The organism is Saccharomonospora cyanea NA-134 (assembly GCF_000244975.1).
Lineage (GTDB): Bacteria > Actinomycetota > Actinomycetes > Mycobacteriales > Pseudonocardiaceae > Saccharomonospora > Saccharomonospora cyanea.
Window position 1 is genome coordinate 3,220,043 of record NZ_CM001440.1, and the last position, 24,523, is coordinate 3,244,565.

Sequence of the window (24,523 nt, forward strand, 5' to 3'; positions counted from 1 at the left end):
TGCCAGCGAACTCGCCGGTGCCGGAGCACTGCGAGCCCTGAGAGCTCCTGACACATCGGCGTTCGATCAGGGAGCGGCGGCCAGACGGATGGATCGTAAGGCGGAGGGTGCGTGGGCGGTCCTCCAACGCAGCGAGGCGCCGTCTGGGCGTCGCGAGCCGAACAGGCCAATGTGTCAGGGGCTCTAAGCTCACGCGGTGGCCAACATCCTGATCAACGATGCGCGGATCGCCTACGACGACGTCGGGTCCGGCCCCGCCGTCGTCCTCGTCCACGCGGGCATCGCCGACCGGCGCATGTGGGACGCCCAGCTTCACGCGCTCTCCCCGACTCACCGGGTGGTGCGCTACGACTGGCGTGGATACGGCGAGTCCGGTGACGCCCGGGGCCGGTTCGCCCACCACCGGGACCTGCTCGGTCTGCTCGACGCGCTCGACATCGAGCGGGCCACGGTCGTGGGAGCGTCCATGGGCGGCGCCTACGCCGTCGACGCGGCGCTCACGGCCCCCCACCGGGTGTCCGGGCTGGTGGTACTCGGCTCCGGGCTGTCGGGCCACACCTGGCCCGACACCATGCTCGCCGCCGTGCGCGACCGCGTCCACAGTGCTGTGCCCGCCGAACGGCTCACCCGGTACCGCGCGGGTACCGCGGACCGAATCGACCCCGCCGACGTCGAGGCCATGGCTCTCGCGCAGGCTCGGTTCCTGGTCGCCGGACCGGACCGGGATCCGAGCACGGTGGCCGCGGAGGTGTGGGACCGCGCGATCACGATGCTGCACGGTGTGTTCCGGCGACTGTGGACGGCACCCGCGCACGAGGAGACTGTGCTCCATCCCCCAGCCGTACACCGGCTCCACGAACTGACCGTGCCGCTCACCGTGGTGAACGGCCTGGCGGACGCACCGTGGATCCAGGACGTGGCCGACCTGCTGTGCGACGGGGTGCCGCACGCCCACCGCCTCGATCTGCCCGGTGTCGGTCATCTGCCGTCGATGGAGCGGCCCACCGAGGTGACGGCCGCCATCGCCGACACCGTCCGGCAGGGCCTCTAGCCCATGGTCTTCTGACCGTCGAGACTCTCGCGGATGATGTCCGCGTGACCCGCGTGCTGTGCCGTCTCAGCGATCACGTGCAGCAGCACGCGCCGCACCGACCAGTGGGCGCCGGGCTCGAACCACGGCGCGTCGGGCAGCGGGTAGGACACGTCGAGGGTGGGCAGTCCCTCGACGATCCGCTCGGTCTCGGCCGCGACCCCGTCGTAGTGGGCCAGCACGTCGGCCAGCGTCTCGCCCGGCAGCATCCGGAACTGCTCCTCGCGCTCCCGCCTGGCCACCCGCATGCCCTCCTCCGTGCTCGGCGACGCCATGGCCTCGGCGTCGCCCTGCGCGAAGCGAAGCCACTGTTGTTCCGTGTGCGCGACGTGTTTGATCAGTCCGCCGAGACAGAGCGCGCTCGTGGTGGGCCTCGCGGCCGCCTGCTCGTCGCTCAGTCCCTGAACCGTGTGGCGCAGGAATCCGCGGTGCAGGGCGAGCGTCTCCACCAGGTCGGCGCGTTCGCCGGTCAGCGCTGCCTGGGCGTGGGCCATCGTCTGTTCCTTCCGGTCGGGATTCCGGCACGCTAGCGCCGAGGACCGACAGGAACCCGCCGCTCAACCGCCCGACCGCCGCGCACGTTCCAGCGCCGGGCCGAAACGCTCCCGCACGGCACGCCACGCCTGCACGATCTCGCCGCGTTCGGGTTCCACGGGTTCCGGGTCGGCGCGGTCACCCTGGAACGACAGCAGCAACTGCACCACCCTGCCGACCACGTCGGGATGGCCGAGCGGCACCGGTGGCTCCACACGCACCGCGGGGTCGGAGGCCCGGCTGACGAACGCCGCCACCCGCACTCCCCGCGCGAGCAGTCGCTGCCGGGCCGCCGCCGTGTCGGAGTCCCACCAGTCCGCGTACGAGCCCGCGGCGTCGGCCTCCACACCGCCCTCGACACCGGGCGCGGGGTCCATGACGACCACGCTGCGCACCCGGTCCGTGTGCTCGTCGGCCAGGCGCAGAGCGGCCTCCGCGGCCGTCGCCGCGGCCACCAGGTGCACGCGCTCGGTGATGCCCGCGAGCAGGTCTTCGACCGACGGCGCGTCACCGACCTCGGCGGGCAGCCGACACCAGCCGATGCGCAGGTGTTCGGCCAGCGGCCGCCACGTCGCGGGCAACGTGTCGTGCTTCGCCTCGCCTGCCGGGTCGAGCACGAGAACCACGGGAGCCCGCTCCGGTCCCTGCCACACCACCGGCGGTCCCGCTCCGCGCACCTCGTCGTCCTGGAAGTCCCTCATGGTCGAGGACGTACCCGATTTGATCGAGAGTATGCCCGGCCGAGTGGCTCCCCAGGGCCTCCCCCGCCTCACCCGACCCGGTCAGCCAGGATCGTCGTCGCCTGTGCACCACCCGGATCGTTCGTAGAATTGCCGGTTATGCCCGATCGAGGCCACTACCACCACGGTCACCTCCGGCGCGCCGTCATCGACGCCGCCGTGGAGGTCATCGCCCGTGACGGTATCGGCGCCATCAGCCTCCGCGAGCTGGCCCGGCGGGCGGGCGTCTCCCACGCCGCACCCGCCCACCACTTCAAGGACAAGGCCGGGTTGCTCACCGCCATCGCGATCGAGGGTTTCGAGATGCTCGCCGACTCGCTGGAGGAGGCGCTGAACACCGCGTCCCTGCCGCTGCTGGAACTGGGTACGCGATACGTGCGGTTCGCGGTAGAGCATCCCGGCCACTTCGAGGTCATGTACCACCCTGACGTCTACCACCGCGACGATCCCGAGTTGCTCGCCGCCAGGCTCTGGACGCGGCGCGTCTTCCGCGCGGGTGTGTCGCCCATGCCCAGGAACCAGCACGAGGAGGCGGTGCGCTCCGGTGTGCTCGCCGTCTGGTCCGTCGCACACGGTTTCGCCACGCTCCTGCGAAGCGGGAACCTCGACGACTACCTCGACGGCTCCTCGCCCACGGAGCTGTTCCGGCACATCGCCTCCCAACCCCCGGCGTTCGACCGGAAGGCATCCGGCTCCGACGACGTGGCCCCCTGACCAACCGGTGCCGTGCCCGCGGCGAGCACGGCACCGGCCACGATCAACCTCGTTCGAGGCCGCGCTCCACGGCGGCGATGAGTTCCGGACGCAGAGCCTCGGGCGCGATCACAGCGTCCACGGACCCCACCTCCACAGCACGGTGGATCGAGTGGATCCCGTCGAACTCCGCCGCCACCTCGCCGAGCTTCTCCGCACGCACCGACGCGCGCACGTCCGCGAGCTGTGTCGTCAACTCGGCCCGCTCGGAGTCGCCCGCCTCCGCCAGGCGTGCCTCCAGCTCCCGCACGCGCTCGTCGGCGGCCGTGCGCGCGGCGACCTCCCCGGAGAACACCACCGCCGCGGCCGGAGCACCACCGATCACGGAGGCGAACGAACCCTCGACCGCCAGCACGGTCATGTTCGGGTTCAGCGCCTTCGAGAAGACGACGAACGCACCACCGTGGTAACGCGAGATCACGCAGAACACGATCGGGCCCTCGAAGTTGACGATCGCGCGACCGATCTCCGCACCGTACTCCAGCTGGAGCTTGCGCATCGACTCCGGCGAGCCGTCGAAACCGGACAGGTTGGCGAGCACCACCACCGGGCGGTTGCCGCTGGCGGCGTTGATCGCCCGCGCCACCTTCTTCGACGAGCGGGGGAACAGCGTGCCGGCCGTGTAGGTGTCGGGCCCGTCGGTGGGCGGGAAACCGCGCCGCGGCACCGACCGGGACTCGATGCCCACCAGGCACACCGGCCACCCGCCGAGATGCACGTCCTGCACCACGGCCGTCTCCGCGTCGGCCATACCGGCCCACCGTTCGAGGACGGGATGGTCGGCGTCGGCGACCGCGCGCATCACAGTGCGGATGTCGAACGCCTTCTTGCGGTCGGGGTTCGTCTCGGGCGAGAAGATCTCCCCGACGCACGTGAAGTCGCTGCCCACGACGTTGTGCGGGTAGGAGCACACGTCACGGTCGCGCGGATCGGTGGTCTCGGCACGGCGCGGCCCAGTCTCGCCCGGCGCGACGTACGTGTGGTCGTAGTGCGCCATGAGCACGTCGCGGGCGCCCGCGAGGTCGGCCGCCCAGTACTGGGCCTGGCCGTTCGGCCCCATCACACGGTCGTAGCCGCCGATACCGAAGTTGTCCTCGGCGGACACCCCGCCCGAGAAGTCCAGCGACTGCTTGCCGGTGAGCACCATCGCCGAGTCCGGTGTCATCACGAGGATGCCCTTGGTGTGCATGAGCATGGTCGCTTCGGCGTTCCAGTAGGGCTGGGCGCCGACGTTGATGCCCGCCACCACGACGTTGATCTCCCCACCGTCCTGGGTGAAGTGGACGATGCGCTTGAGCGCGGCCGCCACCCAGTCCATGTTCTCGGTACCGGAGTCCATGGCGATGCGCGCACCGGCCGAGAGCGCGAACCACTCCAGCGGGACGCCCATGCGGTCGGCGAGGTCGAGCGCGGCGATGACCCGCGCGCACTCCGGTTCCGCGAGCGCGCCGAGCGACTTCGTGGGGTCGCCCAGCAGCACCACCCGTGTCACCCCCTGCGGATGGCGGGTGGTGGGTGTGGTCACCACACCGGCGACGATGCCCGCCGTGTTGCCGCCCCTCGGCCGGTCGACGGGCACGAGCGCGCCGTCGCCGTCCAGGTCGTGCTCCACGAACGTGCCCTCCGGCCCGGTGAGCAGGTCGACCAGCTCGTACGGGTAGACCGTGTTGCGCCGTCGCGCACGCAGCACCTTCTGGCCGTAGGCGTCGAGCGGCCGGATCACCTCGGTGGACGGGCTCGTCATCCGCACGCTCACCCCCGAACCGGGGGTGTGCGTGATGAGCACCGCGACGTCCCGCGTGTCACCGCTGACGGGATCGCGACGCCTGCCGAGGAACTCGACCAGCTCGACACCCGCGCCCGCCGTGGTGGGCACCACGCGCCGGGCCACGGCGCGCAGTTCGTCGGTCGTGAGCTCGATCGTCGGCCACACGTAGATGACGACGCGGTTCGTGTCGAGCCGCTTCTTGGCGGGACGGCGCACCTGCTGCTCGCGGATGGCGTCGAGGCAGGCGGCCAGCGTGCCCTCCACGTCGGGCAGCGCGAGCACACGCCCCTCCGAGTCGCGCAGCGGGGTGAGGTCGCGCACCTGTGACATCGCCACGAACCGCTCGTCGGACGGGTTGTCCGGGGCCACACACCGCACGAGGTGCACCTCCTCGTCGGCCGACGGCAGGCGGGTGAGGTCGAACTCGCGGAGCCGGTGCAGTTGAAAGCGCTGCGCGACGAGCGGGTGCATGCCGCGGATCAGCCGGTCCTCGGCGAGCCCCTGCGGGGAGGCCCGGAACGTGAAGTGGTGGTGCATGACCGACCCGCTGCGACCGGCCACGGTCACGGTGACCCGACGCACCAGGGAGGGCAACGACACCTCGGTGAGCGTCGCCAGCAGCTTCGCGGCGGCCGTGTCGTCGTCGGCGAACTCGTCGGACCACGCCAGGTAGAGATCGACTTCCGTGCCGACGCCGCCCGCGGTGTCGGCGGCGGCCTCGGCGGCGGCGTGCAGCGCACCGGTCAGGTTCCGCGGGTCGGCGGCCGTGGACACCAACCGCACCCGCTCGGCGTCGAGCTCGTACTCCGCCGTGACGCACGGGAAGCCCGACACCGGGCGGACCCGCACGTCCGAAAGCGACCGTTCGCGGTAGTACCGGCCCGTCATGACCTCGAGCAGCGGGCCGAGGTCGGCGCCCTCGCGGTGGATGCGCTGGCCGATGAACCGCACCAACGGCTCGGTGCACGCGACCATCTCGGCGATCCGCTCGACGCGGTCGGCAGCGTCCGGGTGCGCGTCGAGATGGCGGAGGTGCGCGCGCACCCCGACGTAGGTCTCGGCCCGCCTGCGGCGCAGCATCGGCTGGGCGAACCACCGGAACACGACGCTGCGGGCGAGGTCGGCCACGACCGGGAACCGCACCTGGGTGGCCACCACCAGGTGTTCGAGCATGTGGCCGACCGGCTCCCGCACGGACTGCTCGGGCGCGGGCTCGGTCAACCACTGCCGCAGCAGCGCGGTGACCACACCGATGTCGCTCGCCGCGCGCTGCTGCGCGCAGAAGAGCCGGAACACGGCCTCCGTCAACTCGGGGCTCTGTTCGAGGTCGGTCACGCCGTAGTGGGACAGCGCCCGGGACAGCCGCTCCTGGAAGACCTCCGAGAGCCCCGCCCGGTCGACGTCCAGGCTCTGCAGGTAGGTGTGGAAGTACTCACGCGGGCTGTGCACGTGGGTGTCGGGCGAGCGTTCGCCGTCGACGGGTCGGTTGCGGCTGAGCTCGGAGAGGTCGGCGAAGAGCCGCAACAGCTCCAGCTCGGCCTCCACCGGACGCCCGCCGCGACGGACGAGTTCGGCGCGCGCGGCCAGGTAGTCGTTCAGCGCGCGGCCCTCGTCGTGCGGGTCGAGGTCGTAGCCGAGCAGCCGGCTGCGCAGGTCGGCGAGGGCCCGTTCGGCGCGCTCGGCGGCGTCGGCGCCGGTCGGGCACGCGGGCAGTTCGAGGTCCTCCCCCGCTGCCGCGACCTCGGCCCCGCCGGCGTCTCCGGTGTCGAGCGGCTCCAGCCGCAGCAACGGCGCCCCGGCCTCCACCTGACTGCCGATCGACACGGGCCGCTCCCGCAACACGGCCCGGAACGGCGCCCGCAGCACCGTCTCCATCTTCATGCTCTCCAACACGAGCACGGGCGCGCCTGCCTCGACCTCGGCTCCGACCTCCACGGGGGCCGCCACGACCAGAGCGGGCGCCGGCGACCGCACGACGCCGCCCTCGTCACGGCTGATGCGGTGCACGGTGCCGTCGACCTCGACGACGTGGACCGGCCCGTGGGTGCCCGTGACGAAGCGGTACCGCCTGCCGTGCGCCACGAGCTGGCCCGTCGCCTCGCCGTGCCGCTCGATCTCCAGGTCCACCCTGTGGGTCGCGGGCCCGTCCTCGATGGCCACCCCGAACCACCGGGGCCCCGTACGGGCCACGGTCACCCGGTAGGTCGTGCCCCGCAGTTTCAGGTCCACCGTGCGGCTGCCGACGTGGCGGACCTGTGGCCTGCCGCCGTGCGCGGTCGACAGCAGGTGCTGCTGCTCGGCGTGCTCGGCCTCGGTGTAGGAGTCGATGGCCGCGACCGCCAACGCGATGCCGGCGTGCCGGGTGGCCCGTAGCCGCCCCTCTCCACGGACCCGGTCGATCCAACCGGTGTCGGCGCTGGCTTCGACCACCTCGGGCGCGTCGAGCAGGTCGAGCAGGAAGCTCTTGTTGGTGGAGCCGCCCTCGATGAGCACGCTCGTGTCGGCCACCGCGCGGCGCAGGCGGGCCAGCGCCTCGTCCCGGTCGCGCCCGTAGGCGATGATCTTTGCGATCATGGAGTCGAAGTCGGCGGGGATCGTGTCGCCCTCGCTCACCCCCGTGTCGACCCGGATACCTGGGCCGGCGGGGAACGTGAGCAGGCTGATGCGGCCGGGCGCGGGCGCGAAGTCCCGGTCGGGGTCCTCGGCGTTGAGCCGGGCCTCCACCGCGTGCCCGAGCTCCCGAGGCCTCTCGCCTTCCAGCTTTCCGCCCGCCGCGACGTGCAGCTGGGCCTTCACGAGGTCCATCCCGGTGGTGGCCTCGGTGATCGGGTGCTCCACCTGGAGGCGGGTGTTGACCTCCAGGAACGCGAACAGCTTCTCGCCGGGGTGGTAGAGGAACTCGACCGTGGCCGCACCGCGGTAACCCACCGCGAGTACCAGCCGTTCGGCCGACGCCTTGAGCTCCCCGGTCTGTTCGGGGGTCAGCAGCGGCGACGCGGACTCCTCGATGACCTTCTGGTTACGCCGCTGGATCGAGCAGTCACGCACGCCGAGTGCCCACGCGGTGCCCTGTCCGTCGGCGATCACCTGCACCTCGACGTGCCGAGCCCCGGTCACGAGGCGTTCGAGGAACACGACTCCACTGCCGAAGGCGCGCTCCGCCTCCATGCGGGTGCGTTCGTAGGCGTCGGCCAGCTCGGCCTCGGAGGACACCACCCGGATGCCCCGGCCCCCGCCTCCCGCGGTGGCCTTCAGCATCAGCGGGTAACCGATACGCTCCGCGGCGGCGCGGGCGGCGTCGAGGTCGTCGACCGGTCCCCTGCTCCACGGTGCGACGGGTACGCCGACCTCCTCGGCCAGCAGTTTCGCGCCGATCTTGTCACCGAGCCTGCGCATCGCCTCCGCGCTGGGCCCCACGAACGTGACGCCCAGCCGGTCGCACAGCTCCGCGAACGCCGGGTCCTCGGCCACGAATCCCCAGCCGACCCACACGGCGTCGGCCTTCGTCTCGACCAGTGCCCGCTCCAGTACCCCAAGATCCAGATACGGCCGAGCGGACGCCGGCCCCAGACAGTACGCCTCGTCGGCCTCCCGCACGAACGTGGCGCCCCGGTCGGCGTCCGTGTAGAACGCCACGGTCTCCAGCCGCGGCCCGCCCTCGGCGTTGCGCTCCCTGACGGCGTGGATGAGCCGCATGGCGGCTTCTCCGCGGTTGACGATGGCGACCCGACGGAACACCGAACTCCCCTTACCCTCCTGGACGACACGCGACCGGCACGGACGCTCCGACGGAGACGACCGGCCTCTACCACTCTCCCGGCCGGGGGCCGTTCGCGGGAATGATCGGACTCACCACGACGCGTCACAGGAGTTTGTAGGAACCCGCCAAAGGGCGGGGAACCCGCGCGCCCGCGTTACCGTCGTCCCATGACCGAACGCAAGCCTCCCGGTATGTCGTTCGACACGTGGGTGGAGCGGCAGATCCGGCGGGCCGTCGAGCGCGGGGAGTTCGACGACCTGCCCGGCGCGGGCAAGCCACTGCCCCGCAGGAACGACGGTGAACTCGGATGGGTGGCCCGGAAACTGGAGAAGGAGAACCTCGACGCGACCGCCCTGCTACCGCCGTCGCTCGCACTGCCGAAAGAGGTCGAACGGCTTCCGGAGCGGCTGGTGCGGCAACGTGACGAACGCGAGGTCCGCAGGCTCGTGGAGGCGCCCGACGAACGCATCCGCCGGGCGCACGCCGCACCACAGGTCGGCCCGCTGCTGCGGCTCGGCCCGCTGGACATCGAGGCGGTCGTCCGCACGTGGCGGGAGTCCCGCCGCACGAACCGTTGAGCTCACGCCGGGGTCAGCGGCTGCGCAGGCCCCGGCCTGCCGTCCGGTTCGTCCGCTGCGGCCATGGCAGGCACCGGAACCGGCTGCGGGGCGGGCTCCGGGACGGCGTCGGGCCGCCGCGACAGCGACCGCAGCACCAGCGCCGCCGCCCCGGTCACCAGCAGGGTGGCCAGACCGGCGACGAGAAGGGCCTCCTGCGGGCCGAGCCGTTCGGACAGCCAGCCGAGGGCGGGTGCCCCGAGTGCTCCCGCGCCCCCGGCGACTGTCCCCTGCACCGCCAACACACGGCCCCTCATGCTGTCGGCGGCGTCCAACTGCAGGCGCGTGCTCTTCACGGTGTCGATCACCACCGCCCCGGCCGCGATCGGCACCAGCACCAGCGCGAACCCGGCCAGACCGGGGACGTAACCGCTGATCGCCTGCAGAACACTCGTCACCCCCGCCGCCACGAGCAGGACGGGAAGGGTGAAGTTTCCGATGCGGGCCGCGACCAGCCCGCCGAGCACCGTGCCGACGGCGAACACCGACGACAAGGTGCCGTAGCCCGCGGATCCCGCGCTCAGCGGTCCCTCCGCCATGGCGGCCATCGTCACCTGGTAGTTGCGTCCCAGCGACGACAGCACGAAACCCAGGGCGAACAGCACCAGCAACACGTGCTGCGTCCGCAGGTACCGCAGGCCTGCCCGCACCCCGGCGTGCTCCGGCGCGCTCACGGCGAGGGGGTGGAACTGCGCCGGGCGCATCAGGAGCACGGTGGCGATGACGGCCGCGAAGCTCACGGCGTTGAGGCAGAACAGCGCGGGCTCACCGATCACCGCCGCCAGCACCCCGGCCAGGCTCATCCCCAGCACGCGGCCGACCGAGTTCGTCACCGAGTTCCAGGCCAGAGCGTTGCCGAGGTCGGACCGGGGCACCACCTGACTCGCGAACCGGCCGAGCGCGGGCCCCTCGAACGTTCCCACGAGTCCGGCCGCGGCCGTCAGGCCGAACAACACGGCCAGCGGCAGACCGCTCCACACGGTCAGTGCCAGCGACACCGCGATGATCACGTGCAGACTCTCGCCCGCCAGGATGATGCGTCGCGGCGACACCCGGTCGGCCAGCGCGCCGGCCCACGGGCCGCACACCATCGCGGGCAGCGTGGACAGCGCCACCGACAGCCCCACGGACGTCGCCGATCCGGTGCGTTCCATGACGACCCAGTTCAGGCCGAGCACCTGCATCCAGGTCCCCGTGACCGACACCAGGTCCGCGAGTGCCCACAGCCGGTAGTTCCGGTTGGAGAACGCACGCAGCATCGGCGGCAGATCTCGCCGCAAGATGTTCAATCCCTCCGGGCGGGCGCGGCCCGCACTCGCGCGTCGGGGGCGCGAGGGGCACGGCGTCCACCGCATCGACAGCAGTGTGAACCCGGCCGAGCGGTGTCGTCGTCGAGCACTCGCCGGCCATCGGCGTCATCACGCTACCCAGCGGCTCCCGGACGTGTCCTCACTTCCCCTGTGTGGCGATGCCAACAATCAGGTTTAGACCGGGACGAACGTGCCGGAGGCCACCTCAGTCGTTTCCGGACAAGGGGGCAACCCGCTACGGGCGGTACCACCCGGACCCCTCGTGATCGACCGGACACGGCGAACCCCGGCAGCGCGAGACGCACCGTCACGTGCCCGCGGCCTACGGCGCGGGCCCTCCCTCGGACGGTCCGGGCAACCACGCGAGACGGCTCACAGCCGAGAGGGAACCGCCGGAACCGAGGGAGCGGCGAACCTACCTGTACGTGCTCGTGTTGGCGCTTCTACGAGAGCGCGAGACGCGTACGGAAAGTGCGGACACGCGTGCGGGAACCGCGGACACGACGGGAGGGGCGACGGCCACATGCGGAGGAGGGAAGTCACGCCTGTGGCCGTCACCGGACGACGTCGTCGGAGCGCGTCAGCGCTCGGAGCCGCCTCGCCCGCGCTCCTCCTCGATGTCGAACTTCTCCCTGCGGACCTCGCCCGAGATCGTCTCGTCCTCGGTGACCTTCTCCTTACCGAGACGGACCTTCTCCACGGGCACGCTCTCCTTCGTGACATGCGGTTCCTCGCGGTGCAGGGTGACCTCCTGCTCCTCCTCACCGATGTCGTGCGTCGTGCCGCGCTCGGCCCCCGTCACCGGCTCCCGTTCGAGGCGGACCTCCTCGTGCGAGACCGGCACGGTCACCTGCTGTTCCTCGGTCACCACGTACTTGTGGAGGCGTACCCTGCCGGTCTCCACGTTCTCGGTGCTCGCGCGCAGCCGCTCCTCGGAACGCGTCATCGACTCGCCTTCCGCGCGGGAACGCGGCATACCCGTGTCACCGGGTCGGCCCCCCTCACCGGTCGTTCCGGCGGTTTCGGCCGTTCCGGAGGTGCCGGTCTCCTCCGGCATCGCGGCCCTGGGGGCAGGCAGGTTGTAGTGGCTATACAACTCTGCGCTCTCCTCGCCGGTGAGGTCGGTGTCGGTGTCGGTGCGCGGAGCGTCGGAGACCTGGTCCTTGGACACCGACACGTGGACACCGTCGGACTCCATGTGGGCGCCCTGCAGGGGGACGAAGCTCTCCTTCTGTCCGAAGAGGCCGGTCCGTACGGTGACCCACTCCGGCTGCCGTGACTCGTCCGACAGATAGACCGTGCCGACCTTACCGATCTTGCGGCCATCGACGTCGACAACGGCATTGTCGACCAGTTCCTCCGGACGCAGTGTCGTTGCCACGATCGCTGCCTCCCTTCACGTTGGTGTGATCACGGGGAGGATCGAACTGCGGAACCGTCCAACCCTGCGTCAGGCGTTCACCCCTCACCGGCAGGGAAAACCAGCCTCGCAACCAACCACCCACATGGGTGGGTGAGCCGCTCGCCAGAGGCAACGACCGGGCACGGACCGTCGTCAGGGGCGGTCAGCCCTTCACACACACCACCTGCTTGAGGTGTGCCACCACCTCGACCAGGTCGGTCTGCGCCGCGATCACCGAATCGATGTCCTTGTACGCCGCGGGGATCTCGTCGACGACGCCGACGTCCTTACGGCACTCGACACCCCGCGTCTGCTCGGCGAGATCCGCGGCACTGAACTGCTTGCGCGCCTTCGTCCGGCTCATCCTGCGGCCCGCGCCGTGGGAGGCCGACCGGAAGGACGCCTCGTTGCCGAGTCCACGCACGATGTAGGAACCGGTGCCCATACTGCCGGGGATGATGCCGAGGTCACCCTCGGCCGCGCGGATCGCCCCCTTGCGGGTCACCATCACGTCGACGCCGTCGTAGCGTTCCTCGGCGACGTAGTTGTGGTGACACGAGATCGGCTTCTCGAACCGCACACCCGGCACGGTTTCGGCCAACGCCCGTTGAACCAGCGCCAACATGGTGGCCCGGTTGCGCGCCGCGTACTCCTGCGCCCAGTACAGGTCGTGACGGTACGCGTCCATTTCCGGAGTGCCCGCCACGAACACGGACAGGTCCGGGTCGGGCAGGTCGGCGTTGTGAGGCAACGACCTCGCGATGTCCATGTGGCGCTTGGCGAGTTCGTTGCCGATGCCCCGTGACCCCGAGTGAAGCATCAGCCACACCCGTCCCTCGTCCTCGCCACCCTGTTCGAGGCACACCTCGATGAAGTGGTTTCCGCCGCCGAGCGTGCCGACCTGCCGCCGCGCACGGTCGAGCAGCTTGTGCACCGAAGGGTGCAGTGACGAGAACGCCGACCAGAACGGGTTCCAGCCGCCGAGGCCGGGGACCTTCGCCGGATCCACCGGCCTGCGGTGCAGATCGAAGCCCACCGGCACGGCGGCTTCGATCCGCCTCCGTAGCGTGCTCAGGTCGTCGGGCAGTTCCGAAGCGGTCAGCGAGGTGCGCACGGCCGACATCCCACAGCCGATGTCCACGCCCACGGCCGCGGGAGACACGGCGTCGCGCAGCGCGATGACGCTGCCGACGGTCGCGCCCTTTCCGTAGTGCACGTCGGGCATCACGGCGAGCCCGTGGATCCACGGCAGTGTGGTGACGTTACGGAGTTGCCGCATCGCGGCCTCCTCCACCGTCTCCGGGTCGGTCCACAGGCGAATGTCCGTCCTGGCGCCCTTGATCGTCGTGTACACGCTCACCACCTCACGTCCGTTACGACGTTCACCATCCCCGATCGCCGCAGGCGACGGCAACATCATTTCCGGACGCGAGTACACCGCGTTCCCGAGGCGTCGGGTCGCCTCGGGAACGCGGTGCTTGCGACGGGCACGGTCCGCGTACCCGCGGTGTGCCGACCGTTACCGGCTACGTGCGTGCTCCGCGGCTCGGAGGATGCGCCGCTTCTCCGCGTCGGAGATCACCTCGTCGGCGGCGAGCTGACCGGCCAGCTCCACCGCGCGCTCAGCCGGACCGCCGTGACCGTGGTGCCCGGTGTGTGAGGCGAGCATGTCGTTGATCGTGCAGCCGTTACCGGTGTCGACGTTCTCGACGGTGCTGTCGTGTCCACCGATCATCACCGTGGAGCGGATGTCCGAAGCCGGGCAGGCGTCACCCTCGGCGGCGACGACGGTGAACGTCACCTTGCCGTCCTCCGACCGGTTCCCCTCATGGTCGATGGCGTGGTAGAGCACCGTGTGCTCACCCGGGGTGTTGACCACGACCGGCTCCCCGTAAGGCGTGTAGGAACCGCCGTCGAGGGAGTAGCGCAGGAACCGCACACCCGAGTCGGGGTCGTTGGCCGACAGCGACACCGTGGCGGAGTCCACGTACTTCCACTCCGAGTTCATGGATCCGGTGAGCTGTACCGTGACCTCGGGCGGCGTGGTGTCCCCCTCGTCGACTTCCACGACGGTGAAGGTGACCGATCCCTCCTCGGAGGTGTTGCCCGCGTGGTCGGTGGCCCGGTATCGCACCGTGTGATCACCGGGCTCGGCCACCGTCAACGGCTCGGTGTAGGGCTTGAAACCGGCACCGTCGAGATCGTACTCGACGGTGTCCACACCGGACCCACTGTCCTCGGCCGTGACCTCCACCGTGGCGGAACCGACGTAGTTGCCGTCCCCGTCCCGGTCACCGCTGACCGAGGCGGACACCTCCGGAGGTGCCGTGTCGTTCGGATCACCCGCGACCACGGTGAAGGTCACCGATCCGGTCTCCGAGGTGTTGCCAGCGCCGTCGGTGGCTCGGTACTGCACGGTGTGGTCACCGGGCTCGGTGACGGTCACGGGTTCGGTGTAGGGCCGGAAACCGGTGTCGTCGAGCTCGTACTCGACACTCTCCACACCGGACTCCGGGTCCTCGGCCGTGACCTTCACCGTGGCGGAACCGACGTAGTTGCCGTCCCCGTCCCGGTCACCGGCCACCTCCGAGGTCACCGAAGGTGGAGTGGTGTCCTCGCTACCGCCGCCCTCGGTGACCACGAGCACGCCCTGCATCTGCCCGTGTCCGGGGATCGTGCAGTAGTACCGGTAGGTCCCGGGTGAGAGCACCACGTCCACCTCGTACCGGCCCCCGTTGGCGTCGAAGGGACTGGCGACGATGTTCAGTTGGACGTCGTTGTTGTGCTCCGGTGACGACGTGTCGAAGGTCAGCGTGTGCGACATGCCGGTCGTGTTGCCGGTGGCCGCGCTGTTCTCGAACACGATGGTCGTCGGCCCCGGCGCCGCCGTCGTCGGCGCGGAGGCGTACTCCGTCACGCTGTCGTCCGCGGTCCAGGTGAGCACCTGCTGGGCCGAGGAGGAAGCTGTGTCCTCCCCGCCAGCCCCGCCAGCCCCCGGAACCGCACCCGCCGGCACCAGCCAGAGGGCGATCAACGAGGTGGCGAGGGCGGCGACCACCGCCCCGCGCACCGAACTCGTGCGTCGAGCCCGCAGGCTCGTCACTAACCGCCGGATCATCGTTGACTCCACTTCTCGGGCCGCGCGTCTCACAGTTCCCGCACCCGGATGTTGCGGAACTCGATCACATCGTCACCACCGTGGTTCTGGAGCCCGACGTACCCGTCGACGAACTGGCGCAGACCGGTCGCCGGGTCGCCGTCCCGGGAGGACTGCTTGCCCGGGGTGTTGTCGAACTCGTTGATCACCTTGCCGTTGCGGATGATCGTGTAGTGCTGCCCCTCCACACGGATCTCGTAGTCGTTCCACTGCTCCTTCGGTGTCACACCGGCGCGCCCGTGGTAGACCTGGTCGAAGTTGTAGACCGACCCGGTCTTCTGCGGCTCGCCCGACTTCCCGTCGTAGATCTGGATCTCATGTCCACAGTAGATCGCGACCCACGCCTGCGAGTCCTTGGCGGAACCACGCGTTCCACAACTGGTCGCAGGCCTGTCCTTCAGCGGAGTCCGCGGGTCGGGGAACCGCACGAACACACCGCTGTTGGCACGATGATCGCCCGGTGCGACGTCCCGGAACTGCAGCTTCAGCGAGAAGTCCCCGAACGCCTTCTTCGAGTACCACAGCATGCCGAGCCCACCGTCGGCGCGCAGGGACCCGTCCGGCTGCAGCTCGAACTCGCCACTGGGTGCCTGTTGCCAGCCCTGCAGCGACTGCGGGGTCCCGTCGAAGAGCGCCACGTAACCGGTGTCACCGTCGGCACCGATCCCCGAGTTCCTGGCCGCCTTGACGAGGGTGTTCGCCTCGGCCTTGCTGATGACGCCGTCCTGATCGAGCTTCTTGGTGACGTCCCGGACGTGGGCGACGAACGCGCCGTTGTCCGACCAGCCGCTCTCGTCGTCGATCAGGTCGTCGACCGTGCAGCCTCCCGCGGCCTCGTGGTTGGTCACACCCGTGTCGTCGTCCCGGTAGCGAACCGTGCGGCCGGTGTCCGGCACCGCGCACTCCACCGCCACGTCGGTCTTCACCGTGGCCTTCTCCCCGTCGGCGTAGGTCACCGTCAGGGTCGCGGTGTAGTTGCCGACCTCGGCATAGGTGTGCCTGGGGTTGGCCTCGGTCGAGGTGGCACCGTCACCGAAGTCCCACTTGTAGGACACGCCACCGGAACGCGCTCCGTTGAAACCGATCGTCAGCGGCTTGTTCTGCACCGTGTACGCCTGCGCCGCCGGAGCCGGTGTCGCCGGACCGCCGTGGTAGGTCACCCGGACGAGCTTCTGGTTGTCTGTCAGACTGAAGAAACCGCCGCCGTAGTCGAGCAGGTACAACGCACCGTCCGGACCGAACTCGGCGTCCATCCACTGCTGCAACTCGTTCGGTCCCCCGCCACCGGGGATGATCTTCCGGAGGTCCTCGGCGAACGGCGGCGGAGTCCCGTCGTCCACCGTGGCCGGGTCGACGGTCACCGCGATGCGGTTGTTCGCGTTCGACTGGTCCCCGATGAACCACTTGCCGTCCCAGTACGACGGCCACGCCACACCGCTTCCGGTGTCCACTTCGGAGCTGTAGTACGTGGGGCCCGACATGACCGCCTGGCCGCCGCCCTTCAGGTACGGCCACGTGTACGTGGCATCGTCCAGCTCGTAGGTCGGCACACCGCTGCCGTCCTCCCGGTCGGGGAACACCGGACCGCCGCCCTGCGGCGAGTACCAGATCATGTTGTTCCTGACCGGCGGCAGGTCCTCCAGGCCGGTGTTGCGGGGCGAGGTGTTCTTCGGGTTGTCACAGTCGTACCAGCCCGTCAGCACGTTCGCGTCCTCGTTGCTGCGGTCGCGGTACGGCTGCTTGTCGCCCATGCAGTACGGCCAACCCTGGTTGCCCGCGGAGGTGATGATCGTGGCGTGTTCGTACTTCGCCGGCCCCAGGTCGGGGTTCGGCTCGAACGCGTCCGGACCCACCCAGGCCGCGGTCAGCCAGTCGTGCTTGGCGTCGATCTGGATGCGAGCGGGGTTGCGCACACCCATGACGTAGATCTCGGGGCGGGTCTTGTCACCGGGGTCCTCGGCCTCGGGGAACAGGTTGCCCTCGGGGATCGTGTAGGTCCCGTCGTCCTCGGGATGGATCCGCAGGATCTTGCCGTTGAGGTCGTTGGTGTTACCGGAGGTGCGGCGGGCGTCCTGGAACGACACGCCCTTGTACTCCTTGGTCCAGTTGTTTCCCGAGTAGCCGTCGGACCCCTGGGAGGAGTTGCTGTCACCGGTGGCGATGTAGAGGTTGCCCTCGTCGTCGAACGCCATCCCACCGCCCGCGTGGCAGCACGAGTGGATCTGCGTGTCCCACGCCAGCAGGTCCTTGCGGCTGTCCAGGTCGATGGTGGCGGTGTCGTGGTCGTAGGTGAACCGCGAGACCGTACGCTCGCCGATACGCTTGTCGGTGTCGATCGACTCGTACGGCATCCAGTACACGTACATCCAGCCGTTGGAGGCGAAGTCCGGGTCGAGCTCCATGCCGAGCAGGCCCTCCTCGGTCTTGACGAGCTCGTCACCGCTGCCGCGGTTGCCGAACACGTCGAGGGAGGCGAGCTGCTTCACCCGCTTCGTCTCCGGGTCCCACTGGTGGATGGTCCCGCAGCCGAGGCCGACGTTCTCGTCCTCCCAGCTCGGGATCGGGCCCGTGGCGCACGCGGCCTTGCCGACGTAGAAGACCGTGCCGTCGTCGGCGATGGTCAGGCCGTGCGGCTCACCGATCTGGTTGAGCCTTCCGGGGAGGTTCTCCTCGGTCAACCGCTCGATCTCGTAGTTCGACGCGATGGTGGCCTGGCAGTCACCGCGGACCAGTCCGGTGGTCCACTCGAGAGCGCCGAGCAGATGCCCTCGGAAGTTCTTCTCGCCGTAGCTGTCCTCGGTGCCACCCATGGCGGTGTAGAACGACCGGCCGCCCTCGTAGTCGTGGCACCACGAGATCGGGTGGAAAGGCCCGTTGGCGGTGTTGCCGGGGTCGTAGGTGTGCTCCTGGACCTGCGCGACGGTGTGGACCTCACCGACCGGATTCGTCTCCCAGTTCAGCCACTTGTCGGTGCGCTTCCACGTCAGCGGAAGACCCTTGTTGGCCGGGTGCTGGCGGTCGACGACACTGACCACCGCTTCCTGGGCCCGGATCTCCTCCGGCGGGGTCTCGTTCCCCGTGTAGAGCTCGAACTCGGCGAGCTGAGTGGCGTCCTCGCCGTCGTTCGCCGTGATGTTCAGCCGGTAGTGGGCGTAGGCGGTGTCGTTGTCGAAGCGGTACTGCTTCGGCTGGAACCGGTTCGGGAAGTCCTCCCCGGACCGGGAGTCCAGGTCCGTCCAGGTCTGCCCGTCGTTCGAGCCCTGCAGCGTCCAGTCCTTCGGGTCCCGGCCGGGGAAGTCGTTCGCCGAGACCAGCGCGTAGTGCGACACGGCCGCGGGTTCGGCGAGTTCGACGCTCAACCACGCCGAGCTGTCGAACGCCAGCCACTTGGTGTCGTCCTTGCCGTCCACCGCGTGTGCCGCGGACTCGTTGGGGGCGTTCTCCCCGCTGGCGCTGACGTTCGCGACCTCGGCGGGGGTGGGGCGGGCGCCCGCGGGTCGCGCGCCGACGAGGCCGGTGAACCATTCCGACCGCTCCTGCGCCCTCGCCGCGTCGCGGATGCCGAGGAAGCCGCCACCGTTACCGATGTAGTCCCGCAGGGCCGCTTCCTGCGACTGGTCCAGTTCGGAGCCGTGGGCCGAGAGGAAGACCACACCGCGGTAGTCACTCAGGTTCTCGCTCGTGAACGCGGCCGGGTCGGTCGTGACGTCCACCTCGATACCGCTCACGGCGCCGAGTTCACCGATGGCCTCGGCGGCGCGTTCCACCGGGTCGTCCTGTTCGTCGGCGGCACCGTGGAAGACGAGCACCGACGCCGCCGCCTCGGCGGTGTCCGCGGTCTTCCCGGGCTTCGCGGCCTGTTCCTGGAGCGCGGGCGCTCCGAAACTCGGGGCCGACGCGAGTCCGAAGACCAGCGCCATCCCCGTGGCGACCGCCATCGTGCGCCGCAACGGCGTCGGTCTCGCACGCCCGTTGCGGGGTAGAGCTGACAATCTCCTTCGACCCATCTCTACTCCTCACTGAAAGGGTGTTGCAGGCCAGTTCGACATGTCAGCGACCGGTGGCCGTGTGATGGCCACCGCCGTGCTGGTGGTAGCGGTCGATCGCCTCCTGAGCGCCCTCGGGCATGCTGCCGTCGGCGTTGCGGACGAGGAAGACACCGGACATCCCGCCTTCGGAGTGGCTCTGCACGTGGCAGTGGAACATCCAGGCGCCCGGCCCCACGCCGTCACCGGCGATCACCTGGAACCCGAACGAGTCGCCAGGGTTCAGGTCGCGGTTGTCGACGATGCGGCTCGGGTCGTCCGGGCCCTGGAGGTAGCCGGTGCGGTTCTCGGCCCAGCGGTGGGCGTGCAGGTGGAAGGTGTGGAAGTTGCTGCCGTGCCCGATGGCGATGAACTCCACGCGTTCCCCGAGGTTGGCCTCCAGCACGGGAACGTGCGGCGCCATCTTGTTGTTGATCGTCATGTCGTTGAAGACGACCGTGTGCTGCCGGTCCGGCAGGAGGTCGCCCTCTCGCCGCACGACGAGCGCGCCGTAGAGTCCCTTCGCGATGCCCTCGGTGCCGTGCGGGCTTCCGAGAGCGTGGTCGTGGTAGTGCCAGTAGCCCGCGCTGCCGGGTCGCCAGAAGCCGTCGGGCCCCTGTGACTGCGGACGTGTCCGCCATACGTAGGTGCGCGTCTCGCCGGGTTCGTTGAACGAGTCGTTCATCGGGCTGCCGTCGGAGGCGGTGTCGTAGTCCACACCGTGCGGGTGGATGGACAGCCGACGGTCGGTGTTGTTGACGAGTTCGATCTCGAGGGTGTCACCCTCCCAGATCTCCAGAGTCGGCCCGGGAACGGTCGCCTTGCCCGGCTCCAGTCCGTAACCGTAGAGGCCGCTGGGAAGCTCCTCGGCGTAGACGGTGATGCGCTTGGTCTCTCCCTGGCCACCCGGCTTGCTCCTGCCCGGAGCCGCCGCGGCGGAGGGGCCGCCGAGCGCCGCGGCGGCCACGGGTGCGACCACACCGGCCGCGGCACCGGCCAGCATCGAACGACGGGACACCTGTCCTACCCGGGGGAACCGTGCCTGCCTACCAGTCATGGGTCTGTGCCTCCAGCGACATGGGTTTCCGTCGGGACGGTAAACACTTCTGACGTGGACGTAAATATCTACGGTCAAAAACGTCCAACTTCCGACGTAAAAAAGCAGAAGTCGCTAGGCCAAACGGTCTAGACCACACAGCCGATCGCCACACGAAGAGGCGGGGATCACGAGGACGACCGTCTCCCGCGATCCCCGCCTCACCGGGGTTTCACACTCAGCCGAACGCGCGCTCCTTCCAGGACGCGATCTCGGAAACGGACAGACTCTCGGCGATCACTGCCATGCGGTCGACCACGCCCGTCAGTCGTTGACCACCGTTCTGGTCCGCCGCGAACCGCAGTTCCCGGGTCGCACAGCCGTTGATCCCGTCGTCGGGCACGCGCGCCGAACCGGCCCGTTCACCGTCGACGTACACCACGATCTCCCCGTTGTCACTCATCGTGACCACAAGGTCGACGAAGCGGCCGGTCGGCACCACCGCGTCGGTCGTCACGTTACGGCCCGCCCCGATGAACCGCACGGTGTTCGCGGGGGTCAGGTCCACCAGCACCCCGTCGTCACCGGGATCGCCACTGGGCTGCCAGTCGAAGAGCCTGCGATACGAGCCCGACGACGTCACCTTGACTTCGGCGGCGAAGGTCGCCTCCCGCAGGAAACCGAGCGTGATGGGCTCCGACCGGAGATGGGTTCGCCCGTCGAGCACGAGCCCGCTCTCGGTCGGGGCCTCCTCGGTGTACGTGACCTCGCCCTCCACCCGCGCGTCCCGCCCGTACGGCGAGGCGTCGGTCATCACCGCCCCCTTCTCGGGGTCCCATGCCACCAGCAGCACACCCCCGGACGCTGGTGTGCACGGCGGCAGAGGTTCGATGTGGACGATTCGGGCCGCCGAGGCCTGCCAGCCGTCGCCGTGCAGCACCGCACGCACCCTCGCCGTGTCGCCTTCCCCCGCCTTCGGTACGACCTCGAACGACACGGTGGTCGACCGTCCGGCCTTGACGGGCCGCAGCGCGTGCTCGGCGGGCGTGACCGTCCACCCCTCCGGCACGGTGAGCCCGAGCCTGCTCGCCGGCACCGTGCGGTCGGCGGCCGCCACCGTGGCCGTGACGGTGAACGGCGTGCCGTCCTCCACCCGGTCGGGCGCGGACAGCGCCACCTCGACGCGGGTCGTCGCCACGTACGTGCGTCCGGCCTTCGCGTCGATCGTGATCTCCTGGCCGTCGCGCTTCACGTCCACGGTCCGGCCGGTCTCGGCGTCGACGACACGGAACCGGCCGGCGAACAGTCCACTGCGGACCTTGAGCTGACCGTCCCGCCCGGCTTCCAGCGCGACCCGCGTCGCCACTCCGTTCGCCCAGTCGACGTCCACGGTGACGTCACCACGCGCCCGCAGCCCCGACACCGAACCCGTGCTCCACTCACCCGGTAGCGCGGGCAGCACGTCGACGACACCCCGGTGGCTCTGCACCAGCATCTCCGCGACGCCCGCCGTGGCACCGAAGTTCCCGTCGATCTGGAACGGCGGATGCGTGTCCCACAGGTTCGGCAGCGTGCTGTGGGACAGCAGCTCCGACAGCATCTTGTGGGCGTGGTCACCGTCGAGCAGCCGCGCCCAGAAGTTGATCTTCCATGCCTTACTCCATCCCGTTCCGCCGTCACCACGGGCGATCAGGGACCTTTCGGCGGCCTCAACGTACTCGGGCTCGGAGTACGGGTCGATCTGGCGTCCCGGGTGCAGGGCGAACAGGTGCGACACGTGCCGGTGCTGGTTGTTCGGGTCGTCCCAGTCCTCCTTCCACTCCTGCAACTGGCCCCACGAGCCGACCCGCAGTCCCGGGTCGAGTTCGGCGAGTGTGCCCGCGAGCTCGGAGCGGAACGCCTCCTCGCCGCCGACCAGCTCGGCGGCCTCGGCGGTGCTGGTGAGCAGGTCCCACACGATCTGCTGCGACATCGACGCCCCTGCCGAGAAGTCACCCTGCTCGGGCGAGTAGCTGGGGTTCACCACGAGCTTGCCGTCACGGGGATCGGTGACGAGTTCGTCGATCCAGAACTGCGACAGCGACTTCAGCATCGGGTAGGCGCGCTCCCGGAGGAACGTCTCGTCCCGAGTGAACAGGTAGTGCTCCCAGTAGCTCTGGGCCAGCCACGCCCCCGCCTCAGGGAACCAGAACGCCGTCGCCCAGTCGTGCACACCCGTGTAGCCGAAGGGCGTGGTCTCGTTGTGCACCACCCAGCCCCGGTTGTCGAACATCTCCCTCGCCGTGACCTCGCCGGGTGCCACCAGCGAGTCGACGTAGTCGAACAGCGGGTCCGTCGTCTCGGAGAGGTTCGTGACCTCGGCTGGCCAGTAGTTCATCTGCAGGTTGATGTTGACGTGGTAGTCGGCGCTCCACGGTGGGGACGTCGAGTCGTTCCACACCCCCTGCAGGTTCGCGGGCAACGAGCCGGGGCGCGACGACGCGATGAGGAGATACCGCCCGTACTGGAAGTACAGTGCCTCCAGCGCCCTCCGCTCCTCGGCGGCGAGTCCACCGTCGCGGTAGCGGGCGAGTAGTTCGTCCGTTGGCAGGTCGGGCATCCGCTGGCCGAGGTCGAGCGAGACCCGGTCGAACAGCTCGCGGTGGTCGGCGACGTGCGCGGCGCGCAGCGCGTCGTAGCCTTCGGCCACCGCCGCGTCGACGCGTTCGGTGACGGCGGCATGCGGGTCGTCACCGCGGTAGGCCGGGTACTCGTCGGAGTAGTCGGTGCCCGCCGCGAGCACGAGTGTCATCGTGTCGGCGTCGGCCACGGTGACCGATCCGTCGGGGTTGTCGGTGCGTGAACCCCCTTCGGTGAGCACCTGGAGCTGGGCCTCGTAGCGCAGGCCGTTGTCGTCGAGCGCGCCCGCGAAGGTGATGCGGCCGTCCTTCGCGGTGACGTTCTTCGACCGATTGTCAGGCGCGGTGACACCCACCGTGACGTCCACCGCCCCCGTCTCGTCACCCGAGAAGCGCGCGACGATCACGTCATCGGCCGCGGTGGCGAAGTACTCGCGGGTGTGGCGGACACCGTCGGCCTCGTACGACACGCCCGCCACGGCGTCGGCGATGTCGAGGTACCGCCGGTAGTCGGTGACCTCCTGCGGTTCGGCTCCGCTGACGCGCACCTCGCCGAAGGTCTGGTACGCGCCGTAACCCTGTTTCGGCTGCCCGAGCTTGCTCGCGACCCACTCCGGGTCGACCCGCTGCTCGGCGTCGATGCGTTCCTGGACCTCCTCGATGGCTCCCGGTCGCGGCTCCTTCCAGTTGCCGAAGTCGTACCCGGCCGACCCGGGTCCGCCCGTCCACAGCGTCTTCTCGTTGAACTGCAGCCGCTCGGTGGCCACCCCGCCGAACACGCCCGCGCCGAGTGCCCCGCTGCCGATCGGGAGAATCTCCGACTCCCAGTCGGAGGCGGGTTCGTCGTACCAGAGAGTGAGGTCCTCGTGGGACTCCCGGACGTCGGAGGTCTCGGCACCGGCGGTCATACCGAGTGCCGGGAGACCCGCCGTTGCCACGGTCAACGTCGTCGCTGTCACGGCAGCGCGGTACCACGGTGGTCTGGTTGGTCGTGCACGTCCTCGTTCGATCATCCCGTCCCCTCGCGTCGGAGGCGCTCTGGGCGGTCACGAGCACACGGCTCAGAGCGGTACGTATGGTGCAGGTCACGCGGAGGTTATAGATCGGATGTCTTACCGTCAAGATCCAACCATTTCCGCTAACGGACACCACGATCGAGCTGAAAGACCCGATCACAATGCCTCCGACGCGCGGGAGTCAGGACGTGAAGTCGGTCGTGTAGCGCACCTGGAGGTTCACGAACCGGGGTTCGTCGACACACACCTTGCGCACGTTCTCGGCGAACCGCGTGGTGACGGGGTTCTCCGAGTTGGCCCTCGCGGCGGCGTGGTCGGGGAACTCCACGATCTCCACGTAGGTGTCCGGGCGATCGCGGTCGGCGCCGACGACCGCCCACCGGGCGGTGCGGTTCGCTCCCATCGCCTCGGCCCACTCCCGCGCCATCCGCTCGACCTCGTCGATCCGGTCGGTGTGGAACTCGATCAACTGCACGAACGCGCCCGGCCGCGTGTCGGCCACGGGAGCGTCCTTGAGGCCCCGCCGGACTCCCTCGCGCAGTTCGTCGTCGTCGGTGTGCCCGTGCACGTCCACCGCGTGGTTCACCGCCGCGCGGACCAGTTCCTCCTCCTCCCCGCTCATCGTCAGCGTGCAGCCGGACACGCTGGGTGTCTCCCGGCAGTCCACGTACTTCCGTGTCATCGTCGTTCTCCGTTC

Annotated in this window: 14 protein-coding genes; 3 read left to right on the forward strand and 11 right to left on the reverse strand. The window is 69.8% G+C overall.

Features of this window, described 5'->3' with window-relative positions; all coding sequences use genetic code 11:
• Nucleotides 1-196: 196 nt before the first annotated feature.
• Nucleotides 197-1,051: an alpha/beta fold hydrolase gene (locus SACCYDRAFT_RS15100; protein WP_005457363.1), complete on the forward strand. Its 855-nt coding sequence runs from the start codon at nucleotides 197-199 to the stop codon at nucleotides 1,049-1,051.
• Here SACCYDRAFT_RS15100 and SACCYDRAFT_RS15105 read toward each other — a convergent pair.
• Complete coding sequence (locus SACCYDRAFT_RS15105) at nucleotides 1,048-1,584, reverse strand: DinB family protein (protein WP_005457364.1); 537 nt, start codon at nucleotides 1,582-1,584, stop codon at nucleotides 1,048-1,050. The genes SACCYDRAFT_RS15100 and SACCYDRAFT_RS15105 overlap by 4 nt on opposite strands.
• A gap of 63 nt (nucleotides 1,585-1,647) precedes the next feature.
• The gene (locus SACCYDRAFT_RS15110) at nucleotides 1,648-2,325 is read right to left on the reverse strand and encodes a hypothetical protein (RefSeq protein WP_005457365.1); all 678 of its coding nucleotides are present in this window, start codon (nucleotides 2,323-2,325) and stop codon (nucleotides 1,648-1,650) included.
• A 138-nt stretch (nucleotides 2,326-2,463) separates the two neighbouring features.
• Between SACCYDRAFT_RS15110 and SACCYDRAFT_RS15115 the strand changes: the two genes are divergently transcribed.
• On the forward strand, nucleotides 2,464-3,078 hold the full coding sequence (locus tag SACCYDRAFT_RS15115; RefSeq protein ID WP_005457366.1) for a TetR/AcrR family transcriptional regulator: 615 nt from the start codon (nucleotides 2,464-2,466) through the stop codon (nucleotides 3,076-3,078).
• A gap of 43 nt (nucleotides 3,079-3,121) precedes the next feature.
• Here the strand turns inward: SACCYDRAFT_RS15115 and SACCYDRAFT_RS15120 are convergent, their stop codons facing one another.
• On the reverse strand, nucleotides 3,122-8,623 hold the full coding sequence (locus tag SACCYDRAFT_RS15120) for an ATP-binding protein (protein WP_005457368.1): 5,502 nt from the start codon (nucleotides 8,621-8,623) through the stop codon (nucleotides 3,122-3,124).
• 189 nt (nucleotides 8,624-8,812) lie between these two features.
• On the opposite strand from SACCYDRAFT_RS15120, the gene SACCYDRAFT_RS15125 reads away from it, so the two are divergent.
• Nucleotides 8,813-9,223 (forward strand): DnaJ family domain-containing protein, encoded by a 411-nt coding sequence (locus SACCYDRAFT_RS15125; RefSeq protein ID WP_005457370.1) that lies wholly within the window; start codon nucleotides 8,813-8,815, stop codon nucleotides 9,221-9,223.
• A 2-nt stretch (nucleotides 9,224-9,225) separates the two neighbouring features.
• Here SACCYDRAFT_RS15125 and SACCYDRAFT_RS15130 read toward each other — a convergent pair whose 3' ends face one another.
• The 8 genes from SACCYDRAFT_RS15130 to SACCYDRAFT_RS15165 form a co-directional block, all read right to left on the reverse strand.
• On the reverse strand, nucleotides 9,226-10,521 hold the full coding sequence (locus SACCYDRAFT_RS15130; protein WP_005457372.1) for an MFS transporter: 1,296 nt from the start codon (nucleotides 10,519-10,521) through the stop codon (nucleotides 9,226-9,228).
• 631 nt (nucleotides 10,522-11,152) lie between these two features.
• Nucleotides 11,153-11,953, reverse strand: a complete 801-nt coding sequence (locus SACCYDRAFT_RS15135) for a DUF2382 domain-containing protein (protein ID WP_005457374.1) — start codon at nucleotides 11,951-11,953, stop codon at nucleotides 11,153-11,155.
• A gap of 184 nt (nucleotides 11,954-12,137) precedes the next feature.
• Nucleotides 12,138-13,328: an RtcB family protein gene (locus tag SACCYDRAFT_RS15140; RefSeq protein WP_005457376.1), complete on the reverse strand. Its 1,191-nt coding sequence runs from the start codon at nucleotides 13,326-13,328 to the stop codon at nucleotides 12,138-12,140.
• Nucleotides 13,329-13,493: 165 nt separating this feature from the next.
• Nucleotides 13,494-15,092 (reverse strand): OmpL47-type beta-barrel domain-containing protein, encoded by a 1,599-nt coding sequence (locus tag SACCYDRAFT_RS15145; protein WP_005457378.1) that lies wholly within the window; start codon nucleotides 15,090-15,092, stop codon nucleotides 13,494-13,496.
• 29 nt (nucleotides 15,093-15,121) lie between these two features.
• Entirely contained in the window at nucleotides 15,122-19,138 is a 4,017-nt protein-coding gene (locus tag SACCYDRAFT_RS15150) for a ThuA domain-containing protein (protein ID WP_005457380.1), read from the reverse strand.
• 43 nt (nucleotides 19,139-19,181) lie between these two features.
• On the reverse strand, nucleotides 19,182-20,213 hold the full coding sequence (locus SACCYDRAFT_RS15155; protein ID WP_005457382.1) for a multicopper oxidase domain-containing protein: 1,032 nt from the start codon (nucleotides 20,211-20,213) through the stop codon (nucleotides 19,182-19,184).
• A gap of 217 nt (nucleotides 20,214-20,430) precedes the next feature.
• Complete coding sequence (locus SACCYDRAFT_RS15160; RefSeq protein ID WP_232283684.1) at nucleotides 20,431-23,769, reverse strand: glycosyl hydrolase family 95 catalytic domain-containing protein; 3,339 nt, start codon at nucleotides 23,767-23,769, stop codon at nucleotides 20,431-20,433.
• 238 nt (nucleotides 23,770-24,007) lie between these two features.
• Entirely contained in the window at nucleotides 24,008-24,508 is a 501-nt protein-coding gene (locus tag SACCYDRAFT_RS15165; protein ID WP_005457386.1) for a DUF1059 domain-containing protein, read from the reverse strand.
• Nucleotides 24,509-24,523: the final 15 nt, after the last annotated feature.